This window comes from Vibrio xiamenensis (genome assembly GCF_900100015.1).
Taxonomy (GTDB): domain Bacteria; phylum Pseudomonadota; class Gammaproteobacteria; order Enterobacterales; family Vibrionaceae; genus Vibrio; species Vibrio xiamenensis.
Genome location: NZ_FNDD01000012.1, coordinates 94,885 through 116,777 on the forward strand (window position 1 = coordinate 94,885; position 21,893 = coordinate 116,777).

The window sequence follows — 21,893 nt, forward strand, 5'->3', positions numbered from 1 at the left end:
ACATGCTTTCTCAGCTGAGAGATATCGTAGAGCAGGTTTCAAAAGTCGAAGACGTCCACCAGGCGTTGGAAATTTTTGTTCAGCAAACCTGTTTAGCGATGCACACGGATTGTTGCACTGTCTATCTTGCTAATGAACAAATGCATCGTCTTGAATTGATGGCAACCCAAGGCCTGAAATTTGAAGGCGATGAAATTCACATCGACTTTAACGAAGGTTTGGTCGGCTTAGTCAAGCGAACGGCTGAACTGCTAAACCTTGCTGAAGCGTCAAAACACCCCAATTTTAAATACTTTTCTGAACTCGGCGAAGAGATCTATCAAAGCTTTCTTGGTACGCCAATTATTCATCGTAAACAAGTGCTTGGTGTGCTGGTGGTACAGCAAAAAACACCGCGTCAATTCGATGAAATGGAAGAGTCTTTTCTCGTTACGCTAGCCGCGCAGTTGGCGGTGATTGTGGCGCATGCTCAAACGCAAGGTGCTTGGCGACTAGAGAAAAAACAGCAAGAAATTGTCGGGATTCCGGCATCAACTGGTATCGCGATTGGTGAGCTGTGGTGGGATGATAGTCAACCTAAGTTGGCCAATGTTTATCCCGCTTCGACATTAGATGTCGATAAAGAACAAGAGTGGCTACTGCTTTCGATTGAAGCGGCGCTAGGCGACTTTCGACGTATGCGTAAGAAGCTCGACAGCGAAATTCATAAAGACACACTGGCTATCTTTGACCTTTTTACCCACTTGCTCAATGATCCGATGCTGAGAAAAGATCTCAAAGCGCAGATTCAAAAAGGGGATCGCGCTGACTGGGCACTCAGACAAGTGGTTGAGGCTTACTCCAACCGTTTTGCCAAAATGTCAGATGTGTATTTGCGTGAGCGTGCGCAAGACATTCGCGAGCTCGGGCAACGCCTGCTGTACTTTCTCTACAATACCGAAAACGAAGAGCGCAGTTTTGAAAACCCAGTGATCTTAGTGGTGCAAGAGCTTACTGCCTCGCTGCTTGCCTCTGTGCCTAAAGATAAGTTATTGGCGGTCGTTTCGCTTGAAGGTGCCGCCAATTCCCATGCGGCGATTTTAGCTAGAGCTCTTGGTGTACCGGCGGTTATGGGCGTCAACATGAACCTCAAAACTGTTAACGGTCGCAAAGGCATCGTCGATGGTTATAGTGGTAAAGTTTTCGTCGCGCCAAATAAGCAATTGTTGCGCGTTTATAAGTCGCTGCATAACGAAGAGCGCCAATTGGCGAGCTTGGTCAATGAACGAATTGAAGAGCCAGCGGCGACGCACGATGGTCAACGGATTGAAGTGCTGCTCAACTCCGGGCTTAGTGCGGATGCCAATATTGCGATTAACCAAGGCGTCGATGGCGTAGGACTTTATCGCACCGAAATTTCGTTCTTATTACAGCATCGTTTCCCATCAGAAGAAGAGCAGACTCAGCAATATCAAAGCGTATTACGTAGCTATCCAGATAAGAAAGTCGTCATGCGTACTCTGGATGTTGGCGGCGATAAAGCGCTGCCTTATTTGCCGATTGAAGAAGATAATCCATTTTTGGGTTGGCGCGGCATTCGCTTTACTCTCGATCACCCAGACATCTTTTTAATGCAAATTCGCGCCATGATGCGCGCCAGTGCCGAGTATCAAAACCTCAATATTTTGTTGCCTATGGTATCTGGTGCCCAAGAGCTCGATGATGCATTAGCGATCATTGATCGCGCTTATCAAGAGATCTCCAAACTTGATCAGCGCGTCAAAATGCCGCAGATCGGTGTGATGGTCGAAGTGCCTTCGATGTTGTATTTGTTACCGCTTATCGCCGATAAGATCGATTTCGTCTCGGTGGGTACCAATGACCTTACCCAGTATTTGCTGGCGGTTGACCGTAATAATGCTCGCGTGGCGGGCGTTTATGAAAGCGTGCACCCCGCTGTGGTGATGGCGCTGAAACACATTCAAACCACTTGCCAAACGCTGAATCTACCAGTGTGTGTCTGCGGTGAGCTCGCAGGCGACCCAATTGGCGCTTTGTTATTGGTAGGATTGGGCTATCGAACCCTCAGTATGAACACATCAAACGTCGCTAAAGTGAAATACCTACTTCGTAACAGCGACATGGCTGAATTGGAAGCATTAGCGCAGCAAGCATTAAAGCACCCCTACGGTAAAAATATTTATGCTATGATGCAGGCCTTTTTTGAAGATAAAGGTTTTGCCGGATTTATTCGCGCGGGCAAGAAATAGCGATTCAAATAAAAGCTGGCGACGAGTTTGCTTCGACGCCTTGTCTTGGTGTTTGCTGGCTTGAACTTTTATCTAGTGCGAAATAAGCGCGAATGCTTGCTTTGGCCATTTTCACTTAGCTTCTTGACTCGGTCTTCACGAGTGAGCTAATGGCCACGGAAAAGCGGTGACGAGTTTTTCTGCTGATGGCTGGAACTAAGCGAGCACAACGTCATCTTATAATCTAAATCAATAAATTAAGAGTAGTTTTTATGTCTCAGGGATATATGGAATTTCCAAATATCGACCCAGTTTTAGTCTCGATTGGTCCGCTTTCGATTCGTTGGTACGGCTTAATGTATCTGGTTGGATTTGCCTTTGCTATGTGGCTTGCAAATCGCCGCGCTGATAAAGCGGGCAGTGGCTGGAATCGTGAGCAAGTGTCGGATCTACTGTTTGCCTGCTTCCTTGGGGTTGTGATTGGTGGTCGCATCGGTTACGTGCTGTTTTACAATTTCGGTCTATTCCTTGACGACCCATTGTATTTGTTCAAAGTGTGGACCGGTGGTATGTCATTCCACGGCGGCTTGCTTGGGGTAATTACCGCCATGATTTGGTACGCGCATAAGAATGGTCGCACCTTCTTTGGCGTCGCCGATTTTATCGCACCTTTGGTTCCGTTTGGTCTTGGTATGGGCCGACTCGGTAACTTTATGAACGGTGAACTGTGGGGACGTGTAACCGATGTACCATGGGCGATGATTTTCCCAAGCGGTGGCCCACTGCCTCGCCACCCATCTCAGCTCTATGAGTTCTTCCTTGAAGGTGTGGTACTGTTCCTCATTCTTAACCTGTTCATTCGTAAGCCGCGCCCACTTGGTGCTGTCTCAGGTCTATTTTTAATGGGTTACGGCATTTTCCGCTTTATAGTTGAGTATTTCCGCGAACCCGACGCACAATTGGGTCTATTTGGTGGTTTCATTTCGATGGGACAAATTTTATCAACGCCAATGATCTTCCTCGGTATTGCGATGATGGTATGGGCCTACCGTCGTGGTCTGTACCAAGATGTGGCAGTAAAAAACAGCAAAAAAGTTAATTAAGGTTTTGATGTGAAACAGTATTTAGATCTTTGTCAACGCATTGTTGACCAAGGCGTTTGGATTGAAAATGAACGGACTGGTAAACGCTGTTTAACCGTCATTAATGCAGATCTTAGCTATGATGTGGCGAATAACCAGTTTCCGCTGGTGACTACGCGCAAGAGTTTTTGGAAAGCGGCTGTCGCTGAGTTACTTGGTTACATTCGTGGTTACGATAACGCGGCAGATTTTCGCAAGCTCGGCACCAAAACCTGGGATGCCAACGCGAACTTAAACGATGCTTGGCTTAATAACCCATATCGAAAAGGTGAAGACGATATGGGTCGAGTGTACGGCGTTCAAGGACGTGCTTGGGCAAAGCCTGATGGCGGCCATATCGACCAATTGAAGAAGATTGTTGATGATTTGACTCGTGGCGTCGATGACCGGGGTGAAATTCTCAATTTTTACAATCCGGGCGAGTTCCATATGGGGTGCTTACGCCCGTGTATGTACAGCCACCATTTTTCGTTGCTTGGAGATACTTTGTATCTGAATAGCACTCAACGCTCTTGTGATGTGCCACTTGGACTCAATTTCAACATGGTTCAAGTGCATGTCTTTTTGGCAATCATGGCGCAAATCACGGGTAAGAAGCCAGGAGTGGCTTACCACAAAATCGTCAATGCGCATATTTATGAAGATCAGCTTGAGCTGATGCGCGATGTGCAATTGAAACGAGAGCCACTTGCCGCGCCAACCTTCCACATCAATCCAGATATTCGTTCGCTTGAAGATTTAGAAACTTGGGTAACGTTGGATGACTTTAGCGTTGAAGGCTACGAGTGCCACGATGCGATTAAGTATCCGTTCTCAGTGTAATGAAGTGAGAAATAAAAAAAGAGCCCTTAGGGGCTCTTTTTTTTGCGATGGTATTGGGTATTCAAACGTAGCCTTTAAGCAGATAAGGCCAAAATTGCACCTGGTATTACGATAAATACAGAGAGCAAGTAACCCGCCACAACCGACTTATTTTTTACCGCCATCTCAGCAATCGCTTCCGCGCCTTTTAGTGGCAATTCGCGCAGTACTGGAATACCAAAGATGAGCAGTGTCGCAAGCACGTTAAACGCAAGGTGAACTAGGGCAATCTGCAACGCAAATACCGCAAACTCTCCTGAAACCGCTGTTGCAGCGAGTAGGGCGGTGATACAAGTACCAATGTTCGCACCGAGTGTGAACGGGTAAATATCACGTACTTTCAAAACACCAGAGCCAACCAAAGGAACCATTAAACTGGTTGTTGTGGATGATGATTGTACCAATACTGTCACGATTGAACCCGATACGATACCGTGGATTGGGCCGCGACCGATGGCGTTTTTCAAAATATCGCGAGCACGGCCAACCATCAGGCTCTTCATCAATTTACCCATCACTGTGATGGCGACAAAGATAGTCGCAATACCGAGTAAAATCAGCATTACTCCGCCAACGGTATCGCCAAAGCTGTGGAGTGGCTCTTTAATCAAGCTGACAACTGGTTTCGTGATCGGTTTAATGAAGTTAAAACCTTTCAAACTCATGTCGCCAGTGGCGAGAAGTGGTGAAACTAACCAGTGTGAAATTTTCTCTAAAATGCCAAACATCATTTCGAGTGGTAGGAAAATCAACACCGCGAGTAAATTGAAGAAGTCATGCACTGTTGCACTGGCAAAAGCGCGCTTAAACTCTTCTTTACAACGTACGTGACCAAGGCTGACGAGCGTATTGGTTACTGTGGTACCGATATTCGCACCCATAATCATAGGAATGGCGGTTTCAACCGGTAATCCGCCAGCAACTAAACCGACGATGATCGAGGTCACTGTGCTGGAGGATTGAATCAGCGCGGTGGCAACCAGACCAATCATTAAGCCAGCAATAGGGTGGGATGCAAATTCAAATAGAACTTTCGCTTGATCGCCAGTTGCCCATTTAAAGCCGCTGCCGACCATAGATACTGCGAGTAGCAGTAGATATAACATGAATGCCAAGTTAGCCCAGCGCAGCCAACGCATGCTGTTTGCAGGTGTTACTGCTGTTGTCGCTTGGTTCATAATAATTTCTCCGTGGACCCAATCTAATACAAAAGTCGTGGGTTGGTAGTTAAACTCGGGGCGATAGTAGAGCGGAAATATTTCAGTAATATTACAAAGTGATGTCATAAACAGAAATTAACTGTGCTTTGTATAGTGTAATGAAAAGTGGAACTAAATTATGTTGTTAACTATATGATAATTAAGTGGTTTATTGCTTTTTCTGTAATGTGACTGAATTCACGTTTTTGATGATATTTTTTCATTTTAGCTAGTCATACTCGGCGGTTGACAGAAATAAATCGTCATATAAGCTAACTTATAATTCGGTAAAACTTACGTATTAATTTAAAATCTTCGATAATTCCGATTTATGGTTGTCATGTTTGTATTCGGTGAATTATTGAGCCTATTTAAAGGTCTTTAATGCCATGTCACATTTGAACTATAACCATCTCTACTATTTTTGGATGGTATGTAAACAAGGGTCGGTGACCAAAGCTGCTGATGCGCTGTTCCTCACTCCGCAAACAGTCACTGGGCAAATCAAAGCGCTTGAAGAACGCATGTCAGGCAAGCTGACTAAGCGCAACGGTAGAACGCTTGAGCCTACTGAACTGGGGCAGCTTGTCTATAAATACGCCGATCGAATGTTTGGCTTAAGCTATGAAATGCTCGACATTGTCAATTACAGCCAGCGTTCAAATATGCTGTTTGATGTGGGCGTGGCCGACGCTTTGTCAAAGCGTTTAGTCAGCAAAATTTTGATGACCACTGTTCCTGAAGACGACAGTATTCATCTGCGCTGTTTTGAATCCACCCACGAAATGCTGTTAGAGCAACTTTCCCAGCACAAGCTCGATATGATTTTGTCTGATTGTCCCGTTGATTCAGGCCAGAGCCCGGGCTTGTATAGTAAAAAGCTTGGCGAAAGTAGTATGAGCTTTTTCTGTACTGGCAATATTGATGACCTCGAGTTTCCCCAAGGTCTAGAGCAGCGTAAGTTGTTGATCCCGGGTAGTCGTACTTCGATGGGGCGTAAAGTGCTGCAATGGTTTGATAAACAGGGATTACAGCCTAATATCCTCGGCGAGTTTGATGATTCGGCGTTAATCAAAGCGTTTGCTCGTTATCATGACCAAGTGATTTTTCTTGCGCCGACCTTGTACGCAAAAGAAGTTGATGATGAGCTTTCACTAAGAACCATAGCCCAACTTGATGATCTCAAAGAGGAATATTACGTTATTTTTGCCGAGCGAATGATTCAGCATCCAGCGGTAAAAAATGTTTGTGATGCGGATTTTCGCAATCTGTTTGAAACTTAGTTTATTCACTAAGCGATATCGATTATTATTAAACCTACTTTATATCTATTTTATAAAATCCAACACTAACTTTTGTATGGTGTACTAGGATAAGTTGTTATTCCAAGGGGTTAATCGCCAATGAAGCTAGAACAAATGGAGCAAAACTCTGCGAAAGCGGTGGTATTGCTCAAAGCCATGGCGAACGAGCGACGACTGCAAATACTGTGTCTGTTGCACGACAGTGAATTATCGGTTGGGGAGTTGTGTGCGAAGCTGGCTTTAAGTCAGTCTGCGTTATCGCAGCACCTTGCTTGGTTAAGACGTGATGGCTTAGTTGTGACGCGTAAAGAAGCGCAAACGGTGTTTTATACGTTGAGCAGCAGTGAAGTCAAAGAAATGATTCAGTTATTGCACCGTTTATATTGTGAGTAACTGATAATGACGAGTAACTGAGAAAATGAAGAAATAAAAAAACCGGCTGACGCCGGTTTTTTTCACTGTCTATCAAAAGCGAATTAAAGCGCTTTGATACGAGCAATGAAGCGAGACTTATGACGAGCTGCTTTATTCTTGTGAATAAGGCCTTTAGTTGCCATACGGTCTAGAATCGGTGTAACTGCAGCGAAGGCTGCTGTAGCCGCTTCTTTGTCGCCTGCTTCAATAGCAGCAACAGTTTTCTTCATGTAAGTGCGCATCATAGAACGACGGCTAGCATTGTGCTGGCGACGTTTCTCAGCTTGGATAGCGCGCTTCTTAGCAGATTTACTATTTGCCAAGGGTCTAACTCCCAAAAACTTAGTTCGGTGACATTTTAAGGGCGAGGAATATCCCCTATTTGCTCTTAAATGTCAAATGATTTGTGCAAAAACCCAGCGAGTCCAAACAATCTTTGGATTCAAAAGGTCTTCACGGTTAAGATGGCGGGGATTCTAACAGTATTTTTTTTCCAATGCTAATAATTATCTGCTCTTCTCGATGACTTTAGGTCTTCCGAGCAGCTTCGTCGGTTGTATTTATATATTGAGGTTACTGTGAGTAAAGGTCTGCTCAAGTCCGGTGCTATTGTCAGCGCCATGACGCTCGTTTCGCGAGTGTTAGGATTAGTTCGTGATGTGGTGGTTGCCAATTTAATGGGGGCAGGGGCAAGCGCTGATGTATTCTTCTTTGCCAATAAAATCCCGAACTTTTTACGTCGCCTTTTTGCTGAAGGTGCATTTTCACAAGCTTTCGTTCCAGTCTTAACGGAATATCATGCAACGGGAGACAAAGACAAAACTCGTGAACTTATTGCCAGTGCCGCAGGGACGCTCGGGGTTATCGTTACCTTAGTTACGCTTGTTGGTGTGCTGTTCTCCGGTGCGATTACCGCAGTGTTTGGCGCGGGTTGGTTTATCGACTGGTTACACGACGGCCCGGCTGCAGGTAAATTTGAGCTTGCCAGCTTTATGCTTAAAATTACTTTCCCATATCTATGGTTCATCACTTTTGTCGCGTTATCTGGGGCAATTTTGAACACTATGGGTAAGTTTGCCGTGTCATCATTCACGCCGGTATTTCTAAATATCACCATCATCGCGGCGGCGCTGTTCATTTCACCTAAATTAGCTCAGCCCGAGATTGGCCTTGCGATCGGTGTCTTTATCGGCGGTATGGTGCAGTTTTCGTTTCAAATTCCATTTCTGATCAAAGCGGGCGTTTTGGTTAAGCCTAAGTGGGGCTGGCATCATCCTGGGGTGGTAAAAATTCGCACCTTGATGATTCCAGCGTTATTTGGTGTCTCGGTCAGTCAAATCAACTTGCTGTTTGATACGTTTATCGCCAGTTTCCTTGCCACCGGTTCGATCAGTTGGCTTTACTATTCTGATCGCTTATTGGAATTTCCACTTGGCTTATTTGGTATTGCGATTGCAACTGTGGTGCTCCCCGCTTTATCGCGCAAACATGTAGACGCAGAGGCAAAAGGCTTTGCTCATACGATGGACTGGGGTGTGCGCATGGTGACTTTACTTGGCCTGCCAGCCATGCTGGGGTTGATGGTGCTGGCCAAACCTATGTTGATGGTACTGTTCATGCGCGGTGAGTTTTCCGCCGAAGACGTTCATCAAGCGTCTATGTCGTTGACCGCTTATGCCTCAGGCCTGTTGAATTTCATGTTGATCAAAATTCTCGCGCCAGGCTATTACTCGCGCCAAGATACCAAGACGCCGATGAAATATGGCATCGTTGCGATGATCTCGAATATGGTATTTAACGCAATTTTTGCATGGTTCTATGGATATGTTGGCTTGGCGATAGCAACAGCGCTATCTGCTTTTATTAACATGGCGCTTCTTTATCGTGGCTTACATATTCAATGTGTCTACCGTGTATCACGTCAGACGGTATGGTTTATTGCGCGTCTTATTATTGCAGGAGCCATCATGGCTAGCGTGGTGTATTGGCGCTTGGAAGATATGTCGGTATGGCTTTCGTGGGGGCTGTCACAACGCGCGCTTATGTTAGTGACGTCGATTGCCATGGCGGTGGGAATTTACCTGCTTAGCCTATTGATTTTAGGGATTCGATTAAAAGACCTAAAAGCAGCGACAGATTAAGTACGATTAGTATATAATCCGTCGGTTTCACCCTTAGCCAACTAAACACGGGATATTTAGCAGCATCCAATGGAATTGATTCGAGGTAGACATAATATTCAATCTAGACACCATGGTTGTGTGTTGACGATAGGAAATTTTGATGGCGTCCATTTAGGTCACCAACAAGTGTTACAGCAGGTCAGTGAGCAAGCCAAACGTTTGGGTTTGCCGTCGACTGCCATGACCTTTGAGCCTCAGCCGTTGGAGTTGTTTGCTAAAGAAAAGGCACCAGCAAGGTTGACCCGTTTACGCGATAAATATGTGCAGTTAAGTAAATTGGGCATTGAGCGTTTATTGTGCATCAATTTTAATGCTCATTTTGCTAACTTGACTGCGGACCATTTTATCCGTGACTTGTTGGTAAAGCGTTTGGGTGTTAAGTTTTTGGTGGTTGGTGATGACTTTTGTTTTGGCAAAGGTCGAGAGGGCAACTTTGCGATGCTCGAACAAGCCGGGAAAAAATACGGTTTTGAAGTCGTTAGTACTCATAGCTTCTGTTTAGAACAGTTAAGGGTGAGCAGCACCGCCATTCGCGATGCGCTGGCTTGCGACCAACTGGATGAAGCGGCCAAAATGCTTGGCCGTCATTACAGTATCAGTGGTCGAGTATCGCACGGCCGAAAATTGGGCAGAACAATTGGTTTTCCCACGGCAAATATTCCGCTGAAGCGTCGAGTGTCTCCTGTCTCTGGAGTCTATGTTGTCCAAGTGTTAGGGCTTGGTGATAAACCGCTTGGTGGCGTTGCCAATATTGGCAACCGTCCTACGGTTAACGGCGTACGTCAGCAGCTAGAAGTTCATTTATTCGATGTTCAAGCCAATTTATATGGCAAACAGTTAGAAATTGAACTTTTACACAAACTTCGTAACGAAGAAAAATTCGCTTCTTTTGAAGCACTAAAACAACAAATTGAATTGGATGCTGAGGCAGCAAGGGCGTGGCTGCATCAGTGAGAACGTGAATTCTGATGGATTCACATAATGTCTAACATCCGCCCAAAATAACGGAATTAAGAATCGATGAGTGAGTATAAAGATACCCTGAACTTACCGGAAACAGGGTTTCCAATGCGCGGCAATCTGGCCAATCGCGAGCCAGAGATGCTTAATCGTTGGTACAAAGAAGACCTTTACGGTGCAATCCGTGAAGCGAAAAAAGGTAAAAAATCTTTTGTATTACACGATGGCCCTCCATATGCGAATGGTGACATTCACATGGGACACGCACTAAACAAGATTCTTAAAGACATTATTATTAAATCCAAAACGTTATCGGGTTACGACTCACCTTATATTCCAGGTTGGGACTGTCACGGCCTGCCTATCGAATTGATGGTAGAAAAGAAAGTTGGTAAACCAGGTCAAAAAGTGACAGCTGCAGAATTTCGCGAGAAATGTCGTGAATATGCTAATGGTCAAGTTGAAGGTCAAAAAGAAGCGTTTAAGCGTCTAGGTATTCTTGGTGAGTGGGATAAACCGTACCGCACCATGGATTTCGCGACCGAAGCGAACATAATTCGTGCGCTTGGTAAGATTGCTGACAACGGCCACTTGCTGAAAGGTTTCAAACCAGTTCACTGGTGTACTGACTGTGGTAGTGCGCTTGCTGAAGCGGAAGTGGAATACAAAGATAAGACCTCTCCGTCTATCTACGTGCGCTTTAAGTCAGTCGACGAAGCGGCGCTGCTTGAAAAATTCACTTTAGAAAACGGCCACGCAGGTGAAGGCACGATTTCAACGGTTATCTGGACTACCACTCCGTGGACCATGCCAGCGAACCGCGCGGTTTGTTTACGTGATGATCTTGAATATGCGCTAGTACAAGTGGAAGGCGAAACGCCCGAGCGTTTGATCGTAGCCGCTGAGCTAGTCAAAGATGTGATGGATCAAGCTGGCATCGAGCATTACCACAACCTTGGTTTTGTGAAAGGTGAAGCGCTTGAGCTTTCTCAGTTCCATCACCCATTTTACGATTTTACTGTCCCAGCGATCCTTGGCGATCACGTGACGACAGAATCAGGTACAGGTGTGGTTCACACAGCACCAGGCCATGGTCAAGAAGACTTCGCGGTTGGTCAAAAATACAATCTTGAAGTTGCAAACCCAGTTGGCTCTAACGGTGTTTACCTGCCAGATACTGAATTCTTTGCTGGTCAACACGTATTCAAAGCCAACGATTCGGTTATTGAAGTGCTTAAAGAGCATGGCTCATTGCTGCATCATCACGCATACGAGCACAGCTATCCACACTGTTGGCGTCATAAAACGCCGATCATTTTCCGCGCCACACCACAATGGTTTGTGTCGATGGACAAAGCGGGTTTGCGCGCTAAAGCACTCGAAGCTATCAAAGGTGTGCAATGGATTCCTGAATGGGGTCAAAACCGCATTGAAGGCATGATGGAAGGTCGCCCTGAATGGTGTATCTCTCGTCAACGTACTTGGGGTGTGCCAATTGCACTGTTCGTGCATAAAGAGACTGCAGAGCTGCATCCAAATACGCCAGCATTGATTGAACAAGTGGCGAAACTGGTTGAACAAAAAGGCATTCAAGCATGGTGGGATGTGGATAGTGCTGAGCTACTTGGCGCTGATGCTGACAACTACGAAAAAGTGCTCGATACCCTAGACGTATGGTTTGATTCAGGTGTGACTCACTCTTCTGTGGTTGATAGCCGTGAAGAGTTCAATGGCGCTCAAGCGGATATGTATCTTGAAGGTTCAGACCAACACCGCGGCTGGTTCCAATCTTCGCTGATCACCTCGATCGCGATGAAAGACAAAGCTCCGTACAACCAAGTGCTGACTCACGGTTTCGTGGTTGACGGCCAAGGTCGTAAGATGTCGAAATCGATCGGTAACGTGGTTTCGCCAAAAGATATCACCAACAAACTGGGTGCTGACATTTTGCGCTTGTGGGTTGCTTCGACCGACTACACTGGTGAAGTGGCGGTTTCTGATGAAATCCTAAAACGCAGCGCGGACTCTTACCGTCGTATTCGTAACACCGCACGTTTCTTCTTGGCTAACCTAAACGGTTTTAACCCAGCGACGGATATCGTGCCAGTTGAAGAGATGGTGGCACTCGATCGTTGGGCTGTTGGTCGCGCATTGGCGGCTCAGCAAGAGATTGTGAAAGCGTATGACGAATACAACACTCACGCAGTGATGCAGCGTTTGATGCACTTCTGTTCAATCGAGATGGGTTCGTTCTACCTTGATATCATCAAAGACCGTCAATACACCGCGAAAACTGGCGGCAATGCACAGCGCAGCTGTCAAACCGCGCTGTATTTCATTGTTGAAGCTTTGGTTCGCTGGATGGCGCCAATCATGTCGTTCACCGCTGACGAAATCTGGAATGAAATGCCAGGCGAGCGCGGTAAATTCGTATTTGCTGATGAATGGTTCGATGGACTATTTGGTTTGGCTGAAGGCGAAGAGCTGAACAACGACTTCTGGAATGACATTCAACACGTGCGTAGTGCGGTGAACAAACTGCTTGAAGCGGCGCGTAGCGAAAAAGTCATCGGTGGCTCACTACAAGCGGAAGTGACTTTGTTTGCTGATGATGCGTTAGCGGCGAAAATCAACAAGTTGGAAGACGAGCTACGCTTTGTGCTACTCACCTCAGGTGCTGTCGTTAAGCCGCTGAGCGACAAGACTGACAGCGCGCAAGCGACGGATCTTGAAGGTCTGTTTGTTGAAGTTAAAGCAACGGAAGCGCAAAAATGTGACCGCTGCTGGCACCACACTGCGGACGTTGGCACTATTGCTGGCCACGAAACCATCTGTGGTCGCTGTGTGACTAACGTTGAAGGTGAAGGCGAAGTGCGTAAATTCGCTTAAGATTTAGCGCTGAATATTAGGGTTAAATATGAGTGAACAAACGCTAACGTTAAAACAATCTGGGGTTCGCTGGCTGTGGCTGGCAATCCTTATTTTTGTTGCTGATATCGGCATCAAATTGGTGATCATGAACAGCATGGGTTACGGCTGGGAAAACCGCGTTGAGGTTTTACCTTTCTTTAATCTTCTGTATGTTCATAACTATGGCGCCGCTTTTAGTTTTCTCAGTGATGAAGAAGGTTGGCAGCGCTGGTTGTTTACCGCTATCGCCTTTATTGTCACCGCGATGCTAACTTACTGGATGAGTAAGTTGCCCGCCAAAGAAAAGTGGAACAACATTGCTTACGCGCTGATTATTGGTGGCGCAGTGGGTAATGTGTTTGACCGTGTTGTGCATGGTTTTGTGGTCGATTATCTCGATGTGTATTGGGGCAATTACCACTGGCCGGCATTTAACTTGGCGGACTCTGCTATTTGTATCGGTGCGGCGATGATCATCCTTGATGCATTTCGCAAAAAGCCCGAAAAGGCGTAAATAAGTCACCACCTACTTTAAGCGTCGTTCGTTGATTCGAACGGCGCTTTTTACTATCAAGGTTGCTCGGCCATTAGACATGAGCACCAAGTTTTATTATAAAAAATAATCAATTAAAGGAAGCTTAACGTGACAACAATTACCCAAGACTCTGCAGTTACTCTCCATTTCACCATTAAACTCAGCGACGGCTCGGTCGCCGACAGTACTCATAATATGGGTAAGCCCGCGAAGTTTGTGATCGGCGATGGCAGCATCAGCGACAACTTTGAGCAGTGCTTGATCGGCCTGAAAGAAGGTGAAAGCAAAGCCATCGAACTTAAAGCGCAAGATGCGTTTGGTATGCCAAATCCAGACAACATTCATCATATGGATCGCGCCAAATTTGTCGGTGACAACCAAGTTGAAGTGGGCACCATCATGGCTTTTTCTGGCCCCGATGGCGTTGAAATTCCGGGCATCATCACCGAGATCGCAGGTGACTCGGTTACGGTTGACTTCAACCACCCATTAGCCGGACAAGATGTTAGCTTTGAAGTTGAGATTTTAACGGTTGAGCCAAGTAATTCTTAAACTGACTCGCATCGAGAAGTGAGTTGAGTATAAAATAGCGAGCCTAAGTTTCCCCATGAGCAAGAACATGAAAATACTTTTAGCTAATCCGCGTGGCTTTTGCGCCGGCGTAGATCGCGCCATCAGCATTGTTGAGCGTGCTTTAGAAATGTATCAACCACCTATTTACGTTCGCCATGAAGTGGTGCATAACCGTTTTGTGGTTGAAGGGTTGAAGCAACGTGGGGCGATTTTCGTTGAAGAACTCAGTGAAGTGCCAGACGACAACATCGTCATTTTCTCCGCTCATGGTGTGTCACAAGCGGTGCGTAAAGAAGCCAAACAGCGTGATTTAACCGTGTTTGATGCAACGTGTCCGTTGGTGACCAAAGTGCATATGGAAGTGGCGCGTGCCAGCCGCAAGCATATGGAAGTGGTGTTGATTGGTCATGCCGGACACCCAGAGGTGGAAGGCACTATGGGTCAATACGCCAGTGACACGGGTGGCATGTACTTGGTTGAGAAGCCGCAAGATGTACTTGAGCTGCAAGCTAAAGTCAAAGATCCAAGCAATCTACACTACGTCAGCCAAACCACCTTGTCGGTGGATGAAACCGCCGATGTGATTGATGAGCTGCGCCGCGTGTTTCCGGATATTCAAGGTCCGCGCAAAGACGATATTTGCTACGCGACCCAAAACCGCCAAGATGCGGTGCGCGAAATGGCAAGCCAAGTCGATGTGTTGGTGGTTGTAGGGTCGAAAAACTCTTCTAACTCGACGCGTCTAAAAGAGTTGGCAGAAAAACTGGGTACGCCTGGTTATTTGACGGACTGCGCTGAAGATATTGAACCACAATGGTTTGACGGTAAAACCAGCGTCGGTGTTACCGCAGGCGCATCAGCGCCAGAAGAACTGGTCAATCAGATTCTCGACCGCATCAAAGAGCTTGGCGGCGAAAGTGTCGAAGAAGTTCAAGGTCGTGAAGAGAACATGTTCTTTGAAGTGCCAAAAGAGCTGCAAATCAAGCAAATTGACTGATACAGCTGTTATCTTTAGCGCCGAATAAAAAGGGCTCCCATTGGGAGCCCTTTTGCATTAATGAACAGACTTATCCATTAAGCGGTTTTGGTGACGACTTGCGGTTTTTCTTCATCCGCCAAATCCGTTTCACCTTTGCCCTTCGATACTTTGATAACGTAAGTTGCAACGGCTAGGGCAAATACCACACCGACGATAGTCGACGTTACCATTGGTAGGCCAAAGCCTAGTGTGCTGTTGTTAAGAATAAAGGTCACACACACTGAAGTCATAAAGCTGGCTGGAATGGTGGTGATCCAGTGCAGTTTGTTATGACGTAGCAAGTAAGCGGAAGCCGTCCAAAGCATCATTACTGCGGTAGTTTGGTTCGCAAAACCGAAGTAGCGCCAAATGATACCGAAGTCGACTTGAGTGAGGATGCCACCAATAATGAACAGTGGTGCAGCCATTAACAGGCGATTGCGCAGGCTCTTTTGTTCAACGTTAAAGTATTCAGCCAAAATCAAACGGCTTGAACGGAACGCAGTGTCACCTGAGGTGATAGGCAGAATCACAACACCTAGGAAGGCAATGATACCGCCAAATACGCCAAGCAGACCAAACGATGCGGTGTAAACCACGTTACCTGGTCCGCCGTTGGCAACTGCGTCTTGCAGTGAATCCAATGAGCCGAAGAAAGACAGTGCAATGGCACACCAGATAAGCGCGATAATGCCTTCACCGATCATGGCGCCAAAGAATACGAAGCGACCATTTTTCTCGTTTTCCATGCAGCGTGCCATCAATGGCGATTGAGTGGCGTGGAAACCCGAGATTGCACCACAAGCGATAGTGATAAATAGCGCAGGCCATAAAGGCATATCTTTAGGGTTAAGGTTGCTGAACATATCGCTAACGGCAAAGTCGCTCATGATGGTGTGTTCAGATGAGAATGCGATAGCCGTCATTAGACCAACCGACATAAAAATCAATAGCGCGCCGAACAGTGGGTAGAAGCGGCCAATGATTTTATCAACCGGAACAATCGTCGCCAGAATGTAGTAAGCGAAGATAATGCCGACCATAGTACCCATGCTGACTGTCCAATCGGTTTGGTCGTTAATCAGATTAGTGATCATGCCAGCCGGTGCTGAAACAAACACCACGCCAACCAGCAGCAATAGAACAATAGCAAAAAGGTTCATAAAGTGTTTTGCGCCATTGCCTAAGTAGCGGCCAGTGATGCTTGGCACAGAAGCACCGCCATTACGTACTGACAACATGCCAGAGAAGTAATCGTGCACGGCACCAGCAAAGATACAACCGAGTACAATCCACAGCATGGCTGCAGGGCCGTACAGTGCACCCATGATCGGGCCAAAAATAGGACCCACACCAGCGATGTTAAGTAGTTGAACTAGATAGACTTTCTTGGTTGACATCGGCACATAGTCAACACCGTCTTGTTTTGTATGAGCAGGAGTTTGGCGTTTCTCATTGATACCAAATACTTTTTCAACGAAAGCACCGTAGATCACGTAGCCACCGATCAGCGCGGCGACACAGGTTAGAAACCACAACATTGTTCTCGTCCTTTGTAATTATGTAATTAACAGTTTTATAACTTCAGGCTGGATACTACGCTCAGTTGTAGCCATTCGCATTGGCTAATCGATTGAGCGGTCGTATGGCAAAGCGAATGGTTAATAGCGCTATTTAGCGGTTTTTGGACCGATTGAGTGGTAATCTGATTGTGTGAGCGGCATCAATATCGCGTTGAAAAGTTAAGAGGTTAGTAATGAAAGTATTTTGGATCTGCGCTGTGTTAGGGTTAACCGCGTGCAGTGCGACCACAGAGCAACTTGCTGAGCAAGGCAATTGGCATCAAATCGGTTATCAAGATGGTATCGCCGGGCACAGTCAACGCACTCAGCGCAATTTGCAGTCAATGGGTAATGTCAATCAAGCCGATTACGCACAAGGTTATCTCGAAGGAGTACAAGAGTACTGTAATCCAGCCTTTGCCTATCAGATTGGCCTTTCCGGACAGTATTACGAAGGGGTTTGCGAAGGCACGCCACAAGGACAAAAATTTCGTATGGAATGGCAACGCGGTTGGAATGATTACAACCAGTAAGCTTGTATCATTTTTGAGCGTCTAACCAAGTGAGGATTTTTCTGACAGATTTGCATTGAGCGCTTTGCTAGTTTTTGGACGATTCATACACAGACGAAAAGATAGCCAAGTTTCATGTTTAAAAGAATGTTATTGCTGGTGGCGCTGCTGGTCCCTTTTGCGGCGCAAGTTCAAGCATCAGGGCCAGTGCGTGAAACCATCAAGGTAAAGCGCAAAATCAAAAGTGAAAAGCATAAGGTTAAGAAAACCGTTAACAACACCAAACGTACGGTGAACGAGTTAGAGCAAGGCACTTATGTTGAAAACAGCGTTAAACGTAAAGTTGATGATGTGACAGACCCAATTACCGATAAGGTCGATACTGTAAAAGACTTAACCGACCCTAACGAATTAAAAAAACGCGCAAAAGAGGAAGTGAAAGACAAAGAGCAAGAAGCCTTTGACGACTGGTTATATGAAAAATAGCCAAACCGAGAAATAACGCCATATCTGGCGTTAATCGTCGTAAGTTTCCACAGCGCGGCGTAAAAAGCCATTTTGCGTCGCGAGCTGCGCTTTGGCTGCGGCTAGATCCAATCCGGTTAGCAGCATAAGTATTGCCAGTTTGACATCGTAATCGGTCACGACCAAGCTTTCAGTCGCTTGTTGCTCGCTGCAATCGGTCGCTTGCATGACGATGCGAGCGGCGCGCGCCACGAGCTTTTTGTTGGTTGCTTTCACATCGACCATCAGATTCTGATAACTCTTGCCCACACGTATCATCGACGCCGTGGTAAGCATATTGAGCACCAATTTTTGTGCCGTGCCAGACTTTAAGCGCGTTGAACCGGTTAATGCTTCTGGGCCGACCACTGGGCTTATTGCGATATTCGCCAGTTCAGCAATTTTAGACTCTGGATTGCAAGATAAAGCGACGGTGGTTGCGCCCAGTTGATTGGCGTATTCTAGGCCACCAATCACATAGGGCGTGCGACCGCTGGCGGCAATGCCGACCACCACATCTTTGCGGCTAAATTGAATGTCTTTAAGGTCCTGCGCACCAAGTTGAGGAGAATCTTCTGCGCCTTCTTGAGCTTTGAACATCGCAGCGCTGCCGCCAGCAATCAAGCCAATCACCAGTTGGTCAGACACTCCAAATGTCGGTGGGCATTCCGATGCATCCAGCACGCCTAAACGGCCACTGGTGCCTGCGCCCATGTAGATGAGTCGACCTCCGTTTTGGAAAGCCTCAGTAATGGCATCAACCGCACTCGCAATATCGGGCAGCACTTGTTCGACGGCGAGCGGAACTAACTTATCTTGTTGATTGAGGCGCTCGACGATTTCCAGAGATGAAAGTAAATCGATATCCATGGTATCTGGATTGCGCTCTTCTGAAACTAAGCGAGAAAGTGCGGAGATGAGTGCGTCGTTGGTCATGGTAATCCTTGTTAATCAGCGAAATAGGCCGTGCAGAAAATACGTTGTTCAGTCTGTGAAATAGATAACGCCTAATGAGGCTAGCTTACTGGCTCCGGTGACATCGGGCAAATTACTCGACAAGTTATGAATACGGCGCTGAGCAAGCCATGCGAACGCCATGGCTTCCATGTAGTCGCCATCGATGCCCTTATCGGTGGTTGGCGTCACTAGCCAATCATCCAATAACACCGTCAAACGTCCCATAAGCAGTGGATTACGTGCGCCGCCGCCGCAGACCAATAGCTCTGGATTTGGGCCTTGTTGGTAACGTCGCACCTCGTTTGCGATACTCTGAGCGCTGAGCTCACACAGAGTACTTTGTACATCATGGGCAAAAAGATCATCGGTGGTCAAATGCTGCTTAAGCCAGTCGAGATTAAACAGCTCCCGACCAGTACTCTTAGGTGCTGGCAGAGAAAAATAAGGCTCTTGCAACAGACGAACAAGCAGCGCGTGGTTCACTTGTCCTTGCAGTGCAAAGTAGGCGTCTTGATCAAAAGGTTTTCCAGTGTGTAACTGACACCAAGCGTCCATCAGCATATTTCCTGGTCCAGTATCATAACCGACGACAGGGCCATTCACGGGCAGAACGGAAATATTGGCGATGCCACCGATATTAAGCACCACCACACTTGAATCTTGGCTGGCAAAGATTTGTTTATGGAAAGCAGGAACCAGCGGCGCACCTTGACCGCCCAACGCCATGTCTTTACGGCGAAAGTCGGCGACAGTATCGATGCCAGTTTTTGCCGCAATGATGTTGGCATCGCCAAGTTGAATGGTAAACGGCACTGCGCTGTTTGGCTGATGAAAGACTGTTTGACCGTGATTGCCAATCGCGCGTATTTCGCTTGGGCTGACATTAGCTTTAGCCAATAGTTGGTTAACTGCATTGGCAAATAGATGGCCGAGCAAATGGTCAAGCTCCCCAATTTCAACCAAATTGGTTTCTTGGCCGGTACAAATCTGCAATAAACGCTGCTTGAGCGCGTCGGGCATCGGCGTATCGTGATGGGCAAGTAATTCGATTTTATCGCCATCGATTTCGACTAACGCGCTGTCGACGCCGTCCATGCTGGTTCCTGACATAACGCCGATATACAGTTCTCTCATTCCTGTCTCGCTGTGCAAATGTTTCTCGTGTCTATTGTAATGGATTGTTAAAGCGAATAATCTCGAAAATTCGTTAATTTAAGAGACTGTATAGAGAAAAGTATGGGACCCTTGTGGCTAGACGTAGCAGGCTATGAACTGACTGCGGAAGACAAAAACATTCTTGAGCACCCAACTGTTGGCGGTGTGATCCTATTTTCACGCAATTTTCACGACAGTCAGCAGTTACTGGCTTTGAATCATGAGATTCGCAAAGCGGCCAAACGACCAATTCTGATAGGTGTGGATCAAGAAGGGGGGCGAGTCCAACGTTTTCGCGACGGTTTTTCTTTAATTCCTCCCGCGCAGCTTTATGCGCAAAGCCGTGATGGCGAAACTTTAGCCAAGCATGCTGGCTGGTTGATGGCGGCAGAACTGATTGCTCACGACATTGATTTAAGTTTTGCTCCGGTGCTGGATAAAGGGCATGAGTGCAAAGCCATCGGTAATCGCGCTTTTGGCGATGATGTTGAGACTATTGTTCGCTACAGCTCGGCGTTTATGCAGGGTATGAAAATTGCTGGTATGGCAACCACAGGTAAGCATTTCCCAGGTCACGGCGGCGTGATTGCTGATTCGCACCTTGAAACGCCTTACGACCAGCGTGATTGTATTTTTGAGTTGGACATGGCGGTGTTCAAAACCCAAATTGAGCAGGGGCTACTTGATGCCATGATGCCAGCTCATGTGATTTATCCGCACTATGATACTCAGCCAGCTAGCGGCTCCGAGTATTGGCTCAAACAAATTCTACGTCGCCAATTGGGCTTTAATGGGATCATTTTCTCTGATGATCTGACGATGGAAGGCGCGGCTATCATGGGCGGTCCTGCTGAGCGCGCTGCGCAGTCGTTGGCGGCGGGGTGCGATATGTTGCTGGTGTGCAATCAACGCGATGCCCAAGTTGCGGTTCTGGATCACCTGCGGATTGTTGAAGTGGAACACGCTGGCGTACTTGCTAAGCAAAAAGCGTATGACTGGAAAGAGCTGCAGCGTACGGATATGTGGCGTCACGCGTCAAGTCTGGTTAAGCGCGCATTGGATGCTTAACCCAGCCTACGATATTAAGTTTGTTCATAAAAGCAGCGCAATGGCGCTGCTTTTTCGTCTCTGCTGTAGCGATTGACGCTGCGATCAGTGAAAGCCTAACCGCTCTTTCAGCGCTTTGAGATAACGGCGACTGACTGGCACTTTTTGCTCGCTGGCGGTGATGATTTCAGCCAGGCCATTTTCCAGTAATTTAATCTCTTTAATCGCGCTTAGATTGATCAAATATTGGCGATGGCAGCGCATCAATGGGGTTTTTTCTTCGAGCACTTTGAGCGTTAGTTGGCTGGTGGTTTTTTGCGTCGCGGTTTGAATGTGTACGCCGCTTAAATCGGAATAGGCGAACTCAATGTCTTTGCTCGAGATAATGACAATGCGGTTATGCCCATAGCAGGGCACGTGGTCAAGTTGCGCCGGAGCAAGCTGTGCGTAGTCAATATCATTGACATGATCGGCTTTAATCAAGCGTTGCACAGTTTTTCTAAGCCGCGCCGTATCCACCGGTTTAAGCAGATAATCAAAGGCGTTTTCTTCAAAAGCCTGAATGGCGAATTGGTCATAGGCGGTGACAAATACCACCCGTGGCATGGTGTCGCTATCGAGCATCGCGAGCAGTTCAATGCCAGTAATTTGCGGCATTTGAATATCAAGAAACACCACATCAGGTTTGAGCTGATTGATTTTCTTCAGCCCTTCAATGGCGTTATTTGCTTCGCCAATGACTTCAATATCACCGGTTTCTTCCAATAGCTCAATCAACTCTTCGCGAGCCAACAATTCATCATCGATTACCAAGGCAGAAAACATCACT

Annotated in this window: 20 protein-coding genes; 14 read left to right on the forward strand and 6 right to left on the reverse strand. The window is 46.7% G+C overall.

Annotated elements, in window-relative coordinates; genetic code table 11:
• Positions 1–2 precede the first annotated feature (2 nt).
• The 3 genes from ptsP to BLS03_RS11530 all read left to right on the forward strand — a co-directional run bounded on the left by ptsP (position 3) and on the right by BLS03_RS11530 (position 4,192).
• Entirely contained in the window at positions 3–2,249 is a 2,247-nt protein-coding gene (ptsP, locus tag BLS03_RS11520; RefSeq protein ID WP_093273799.1) for a phosphoenolpyruvate--protein phosphotransferase, read from the forward strand.
• A gap of 251 nt (positions 2,250–2,500) precedes the next feature.
• Positions 2,501–3,331 carry a prolipoprotein diacylglyceryl transferase gene (lgt, locus tag BLS03_RS11525; RefSeq protein WP_093273802.1) on the forward strand — a complete coding sequence of 277 codons (831 nt, stop codon included), beginning with the start codon at positions 2,501–2,503 and terminating at the stop codon, positions 3,329–3,331.
• A gap of 9 nt (positions 3,332–3,340) precedes the next feature.
• Positions 3,341–4,192 carry a thymidylate synthase gene (locus tag BLS03_RS11530; protein ID WP_093273804.1) on the forward strand — a complete coding sequence of 284 codons (852 nt, stop codon included), beginning with the start codon at positions 3,341–3,343 and terminating at the stop codon, positions 4,190–4,192.
• Positions 4,193–4,266: 74 nt separating this feature from the next.
• Here BLS03_RS11530 and BLS03_RS11535 read toward each other — a convergent pair whose 3' ends face one another.
• Complete coding sequence (locus BLS03_RS11535) at positions 4,267–5,409, reverse strand: Na/Pi symporter (RefSeq protein ID WP_176765582.1); 1,143 nt, start codon at positions 5,407–5,409, stop codon at positions 4,267–4,269.
• Between the two features lie 410 nt (positions 5,410–5,819).
• Between BLS03_RS11535 and nhaR the strand changes: the two genes are divergently transcribed.
• The gene (gene nhaR, locus BLS03_RS11540) at positions 5,820–6,713 is read left to right on the forward strand and encodes a transcriptional activator NhaR (protein ID WP_093273807.1); all 894 of its coding nucleotides are present in this window, start codon (positions 5,820–5,822) and stop codon (positions 6,711–6,713) included.
• Between the two features lie 120 nt (positions 6,714–6,833).
• Positions 6,834–7,127 carry an ArsR/SmtB family transcription factor gene (locus tag BLS03_RS11545; RefSeq protein ID WP_093273809.1) on the forward strand — a complete coding sequence of 98 codons (294 nt, stop codon included), beginning with the start codon at positions 6,834–6,836 and terminating at the stop codon, positions 7,125–7,127.
• An 83-nt stretch (positions 7,128–7,210) separates the two neighbouring features.
• On the opposite strand, the gene rpsT is transcribed toward BLS03_RS11545, so the two are convergent.
• A complete protein-coding gene (rpsT, locus tag BLS03_RS11550; protein ID WP_093273812.1) occupies positions 7,211–7,471 on the reverse strand; it encodes a 30S ribosomal protein S20 in 261 nt (86 codons plus the stop codon).
• Between the two features lie 255 nt (positions 7,472–7,726).
• On the opposite strand from rpsT, the gene murJ reads away from it, so the two are divergent.
• The 6 genes from murJ to ispH all read left to right on the forward strand — a co-directional run bounded on the left by murJ (position 7,727) and on the right by ispH (position 15,306).
• Positions 7,727–9,289 (forward strand): murein biosynthesis integral membrane protein MurJ, encoded by a 1,563-nt coding sequence (murJ, locus tag BLS03_RS11555; RefSeq protein WP_093273815.1) that lies wholly within the window; start codon positions 7,727–7,729, stop codon positions 9,287–9,289.
• A gap of 69 nt (positions 9,290–9,358) precedes the next feature.
• Entirely contained in the window at positions 9,359–10,285 is a 927-nt protein-coding gene (ribF, locus tag BLS03_RS11560) for a bifunctional riboflavin kinase/FAD synthetase (RefSeq protein ID WP_093273817.1), read from the forward strand.
• Between the two features lie 66 nt (positions 10,286–10,351).
• Positions 10,352–13,180, forward strand: a complete 2,829-nt coding sequence (gene ileS / locus BLS03_RS11565; RefSeq protein ID WP_093273820.1) for an isoleucine--tRNA ligase — start codon at positions 10,352–10,354, stop codon at positions 13,178–13,180.
• 28 nt (positions 13,181–13,208) lie between these two features.
• A complete protein-coding gene (gene lspA, locus BLS03_RS11570) occupies positions 13,209–13,715 on the forward strand; it encodes a signal peptidase II (RefSeq protein WP_093273823.1) in 507 nt (168 codons plus the stop codon).
• Positions 13,716–13,844: 129 nt separating this feature from the next.
• Positions 13,845–14,288 (forward strand): FKBP-type peptidyl-prolyl cis-trans isomerase, encoded by a 444-nt coding sequence (gene fkpB / locus BLS03_RS11575; RefSeq protein WP_093273826.1) that lies wholly within the window; start codon positions 13,845–13,847, stop codon positions 14,286–14,288.
• Positions 14,289–14,343: 55 nt separating this feature from the next.
• Positions 14,344–15,306 (forward strand): 4-hydroxy-3-methylbut-2-enyl diphosphate reductase, encoded by a 963-nt coding sequence (gene ispH, locus BLS03_RS11580; RefSeq protein WP_176765583.1) that lies wholly within the window; start codon positions 14,344–14,346, stop codon positions 15,304–15,306.
• A 77-nt stretch (positions 15,307–15,383) separates the two neighbouring features.
• Here ispH and BLS03_RS11585 read toward each other — a convergent pair whose 3' ends face one another.
• On the reverse strand, positions 15,384–16,868 hold the full coding sequence (locus BLS03_RS11585; protein ID WP_093273831.1) for a carbon starvation CstA family protein: 1,485 nt from the start codon (positions 16,866–16,868) through the stop codon (positions 15,384–15,386).
• Positions 16,869–17,083: 215 nt separating this feature from the next.
• Between BLS03_RS11585 and BLS03_RS11590 the strand changes: the two genes are divergently transcribed.
• Together BLS03_RS11590 and BLS03_RS11595 are read left to right on the forward strand one after the other, a co-directional pair.
• The gene (locus BLS03_RS11590) at positions 17,084–17,422 is read left to right on the forward strand and encodes a DUF2799 domain-containing protein (protein ID WP_093273833.1); all 339 of its coding nucleotides are present in this window, start codon (positions 17,084–17,086) and stop codon (positions 17,420–17,422) included.
• 114 nt (positions 17,423–17,536) lie between these two features.
• Positions 17,537–17,887: a hypothetical protein gene (locus tag BLS03_RS11595; protein ID WP_093273836.1), complete on the forward strand. Its 351-nt coding sequence runs from the start codon at positions 17,537–17,539 to the stop codon at positions 17,885–17,887.
• Between the two features lie 30 nt (positions 17,888–17,917).
• Here the strand turns inward: BLS03_RS11595 and murQ are convergent, their stop codons facing one another.
• Together murQ and BLS03_RS11605 are read right to left on the reverse strand one after the other, a co-directional pair.
• Positions 17,918–18,841, reverse strand: a complete 924-nt coding sequence (gene murQ / locus BLS03_RS11600) for an N-acetylmuramic acid 6-phosphate etherase (RefSeq protein WP_093273838.1) — start codon at positions 18,839–18,841, stop codon at positions 17,918–17,920.
• A 48-nt stretch (positions 18,842–18,889) separates the two neighbouring features.
• Positions 18,890–19,996 (reverse strand): anhydro-N-acetylmuramic acid kinase, encoded by a 1,107-nt coding sequence (locus BLS03_RS11605; protein WP_093273841.1) that lies wholly within the window; start codon positions 19,994–19,996, stop codon positions 18,890–18,892.
• A 102-nt stretch (positions 19,997–20,098) separates the two neighbouring features.
• On the opposite strand from BLS03_RS11605, the gene nagZ reads away from it, so the two are divergent.
• On the forward strand, positions 20,099–21,085 hold the full coding sequence (nagZ, locus tag BLS03_RS11610) for a beta-N-acetylhexosaminidase (protein ID WP_093273845.1): 987 nt from the start codon (positions 20,099–20,101) through the stop codon (positions 21,083–21,085).
• Between the two features lie 84 nt (positions 21,086–21,169).
• Here the strand turns inward: nagZ and btsR are convergent, their stop codons facing one another.
• Positions 21,170–21,889, reverse strand: a complete 720-nt coding sequence (gene btsR, locus BLS03_RS11615) for a two-component system response regulator BtsR (protein WP_093273847.1) — start codon at positions 21,887–21,889, stop codon at positions 21,170–21,172.
• Between the last annotated feature and the right edge of the window lie 4 nt (positions 21,890–21,893).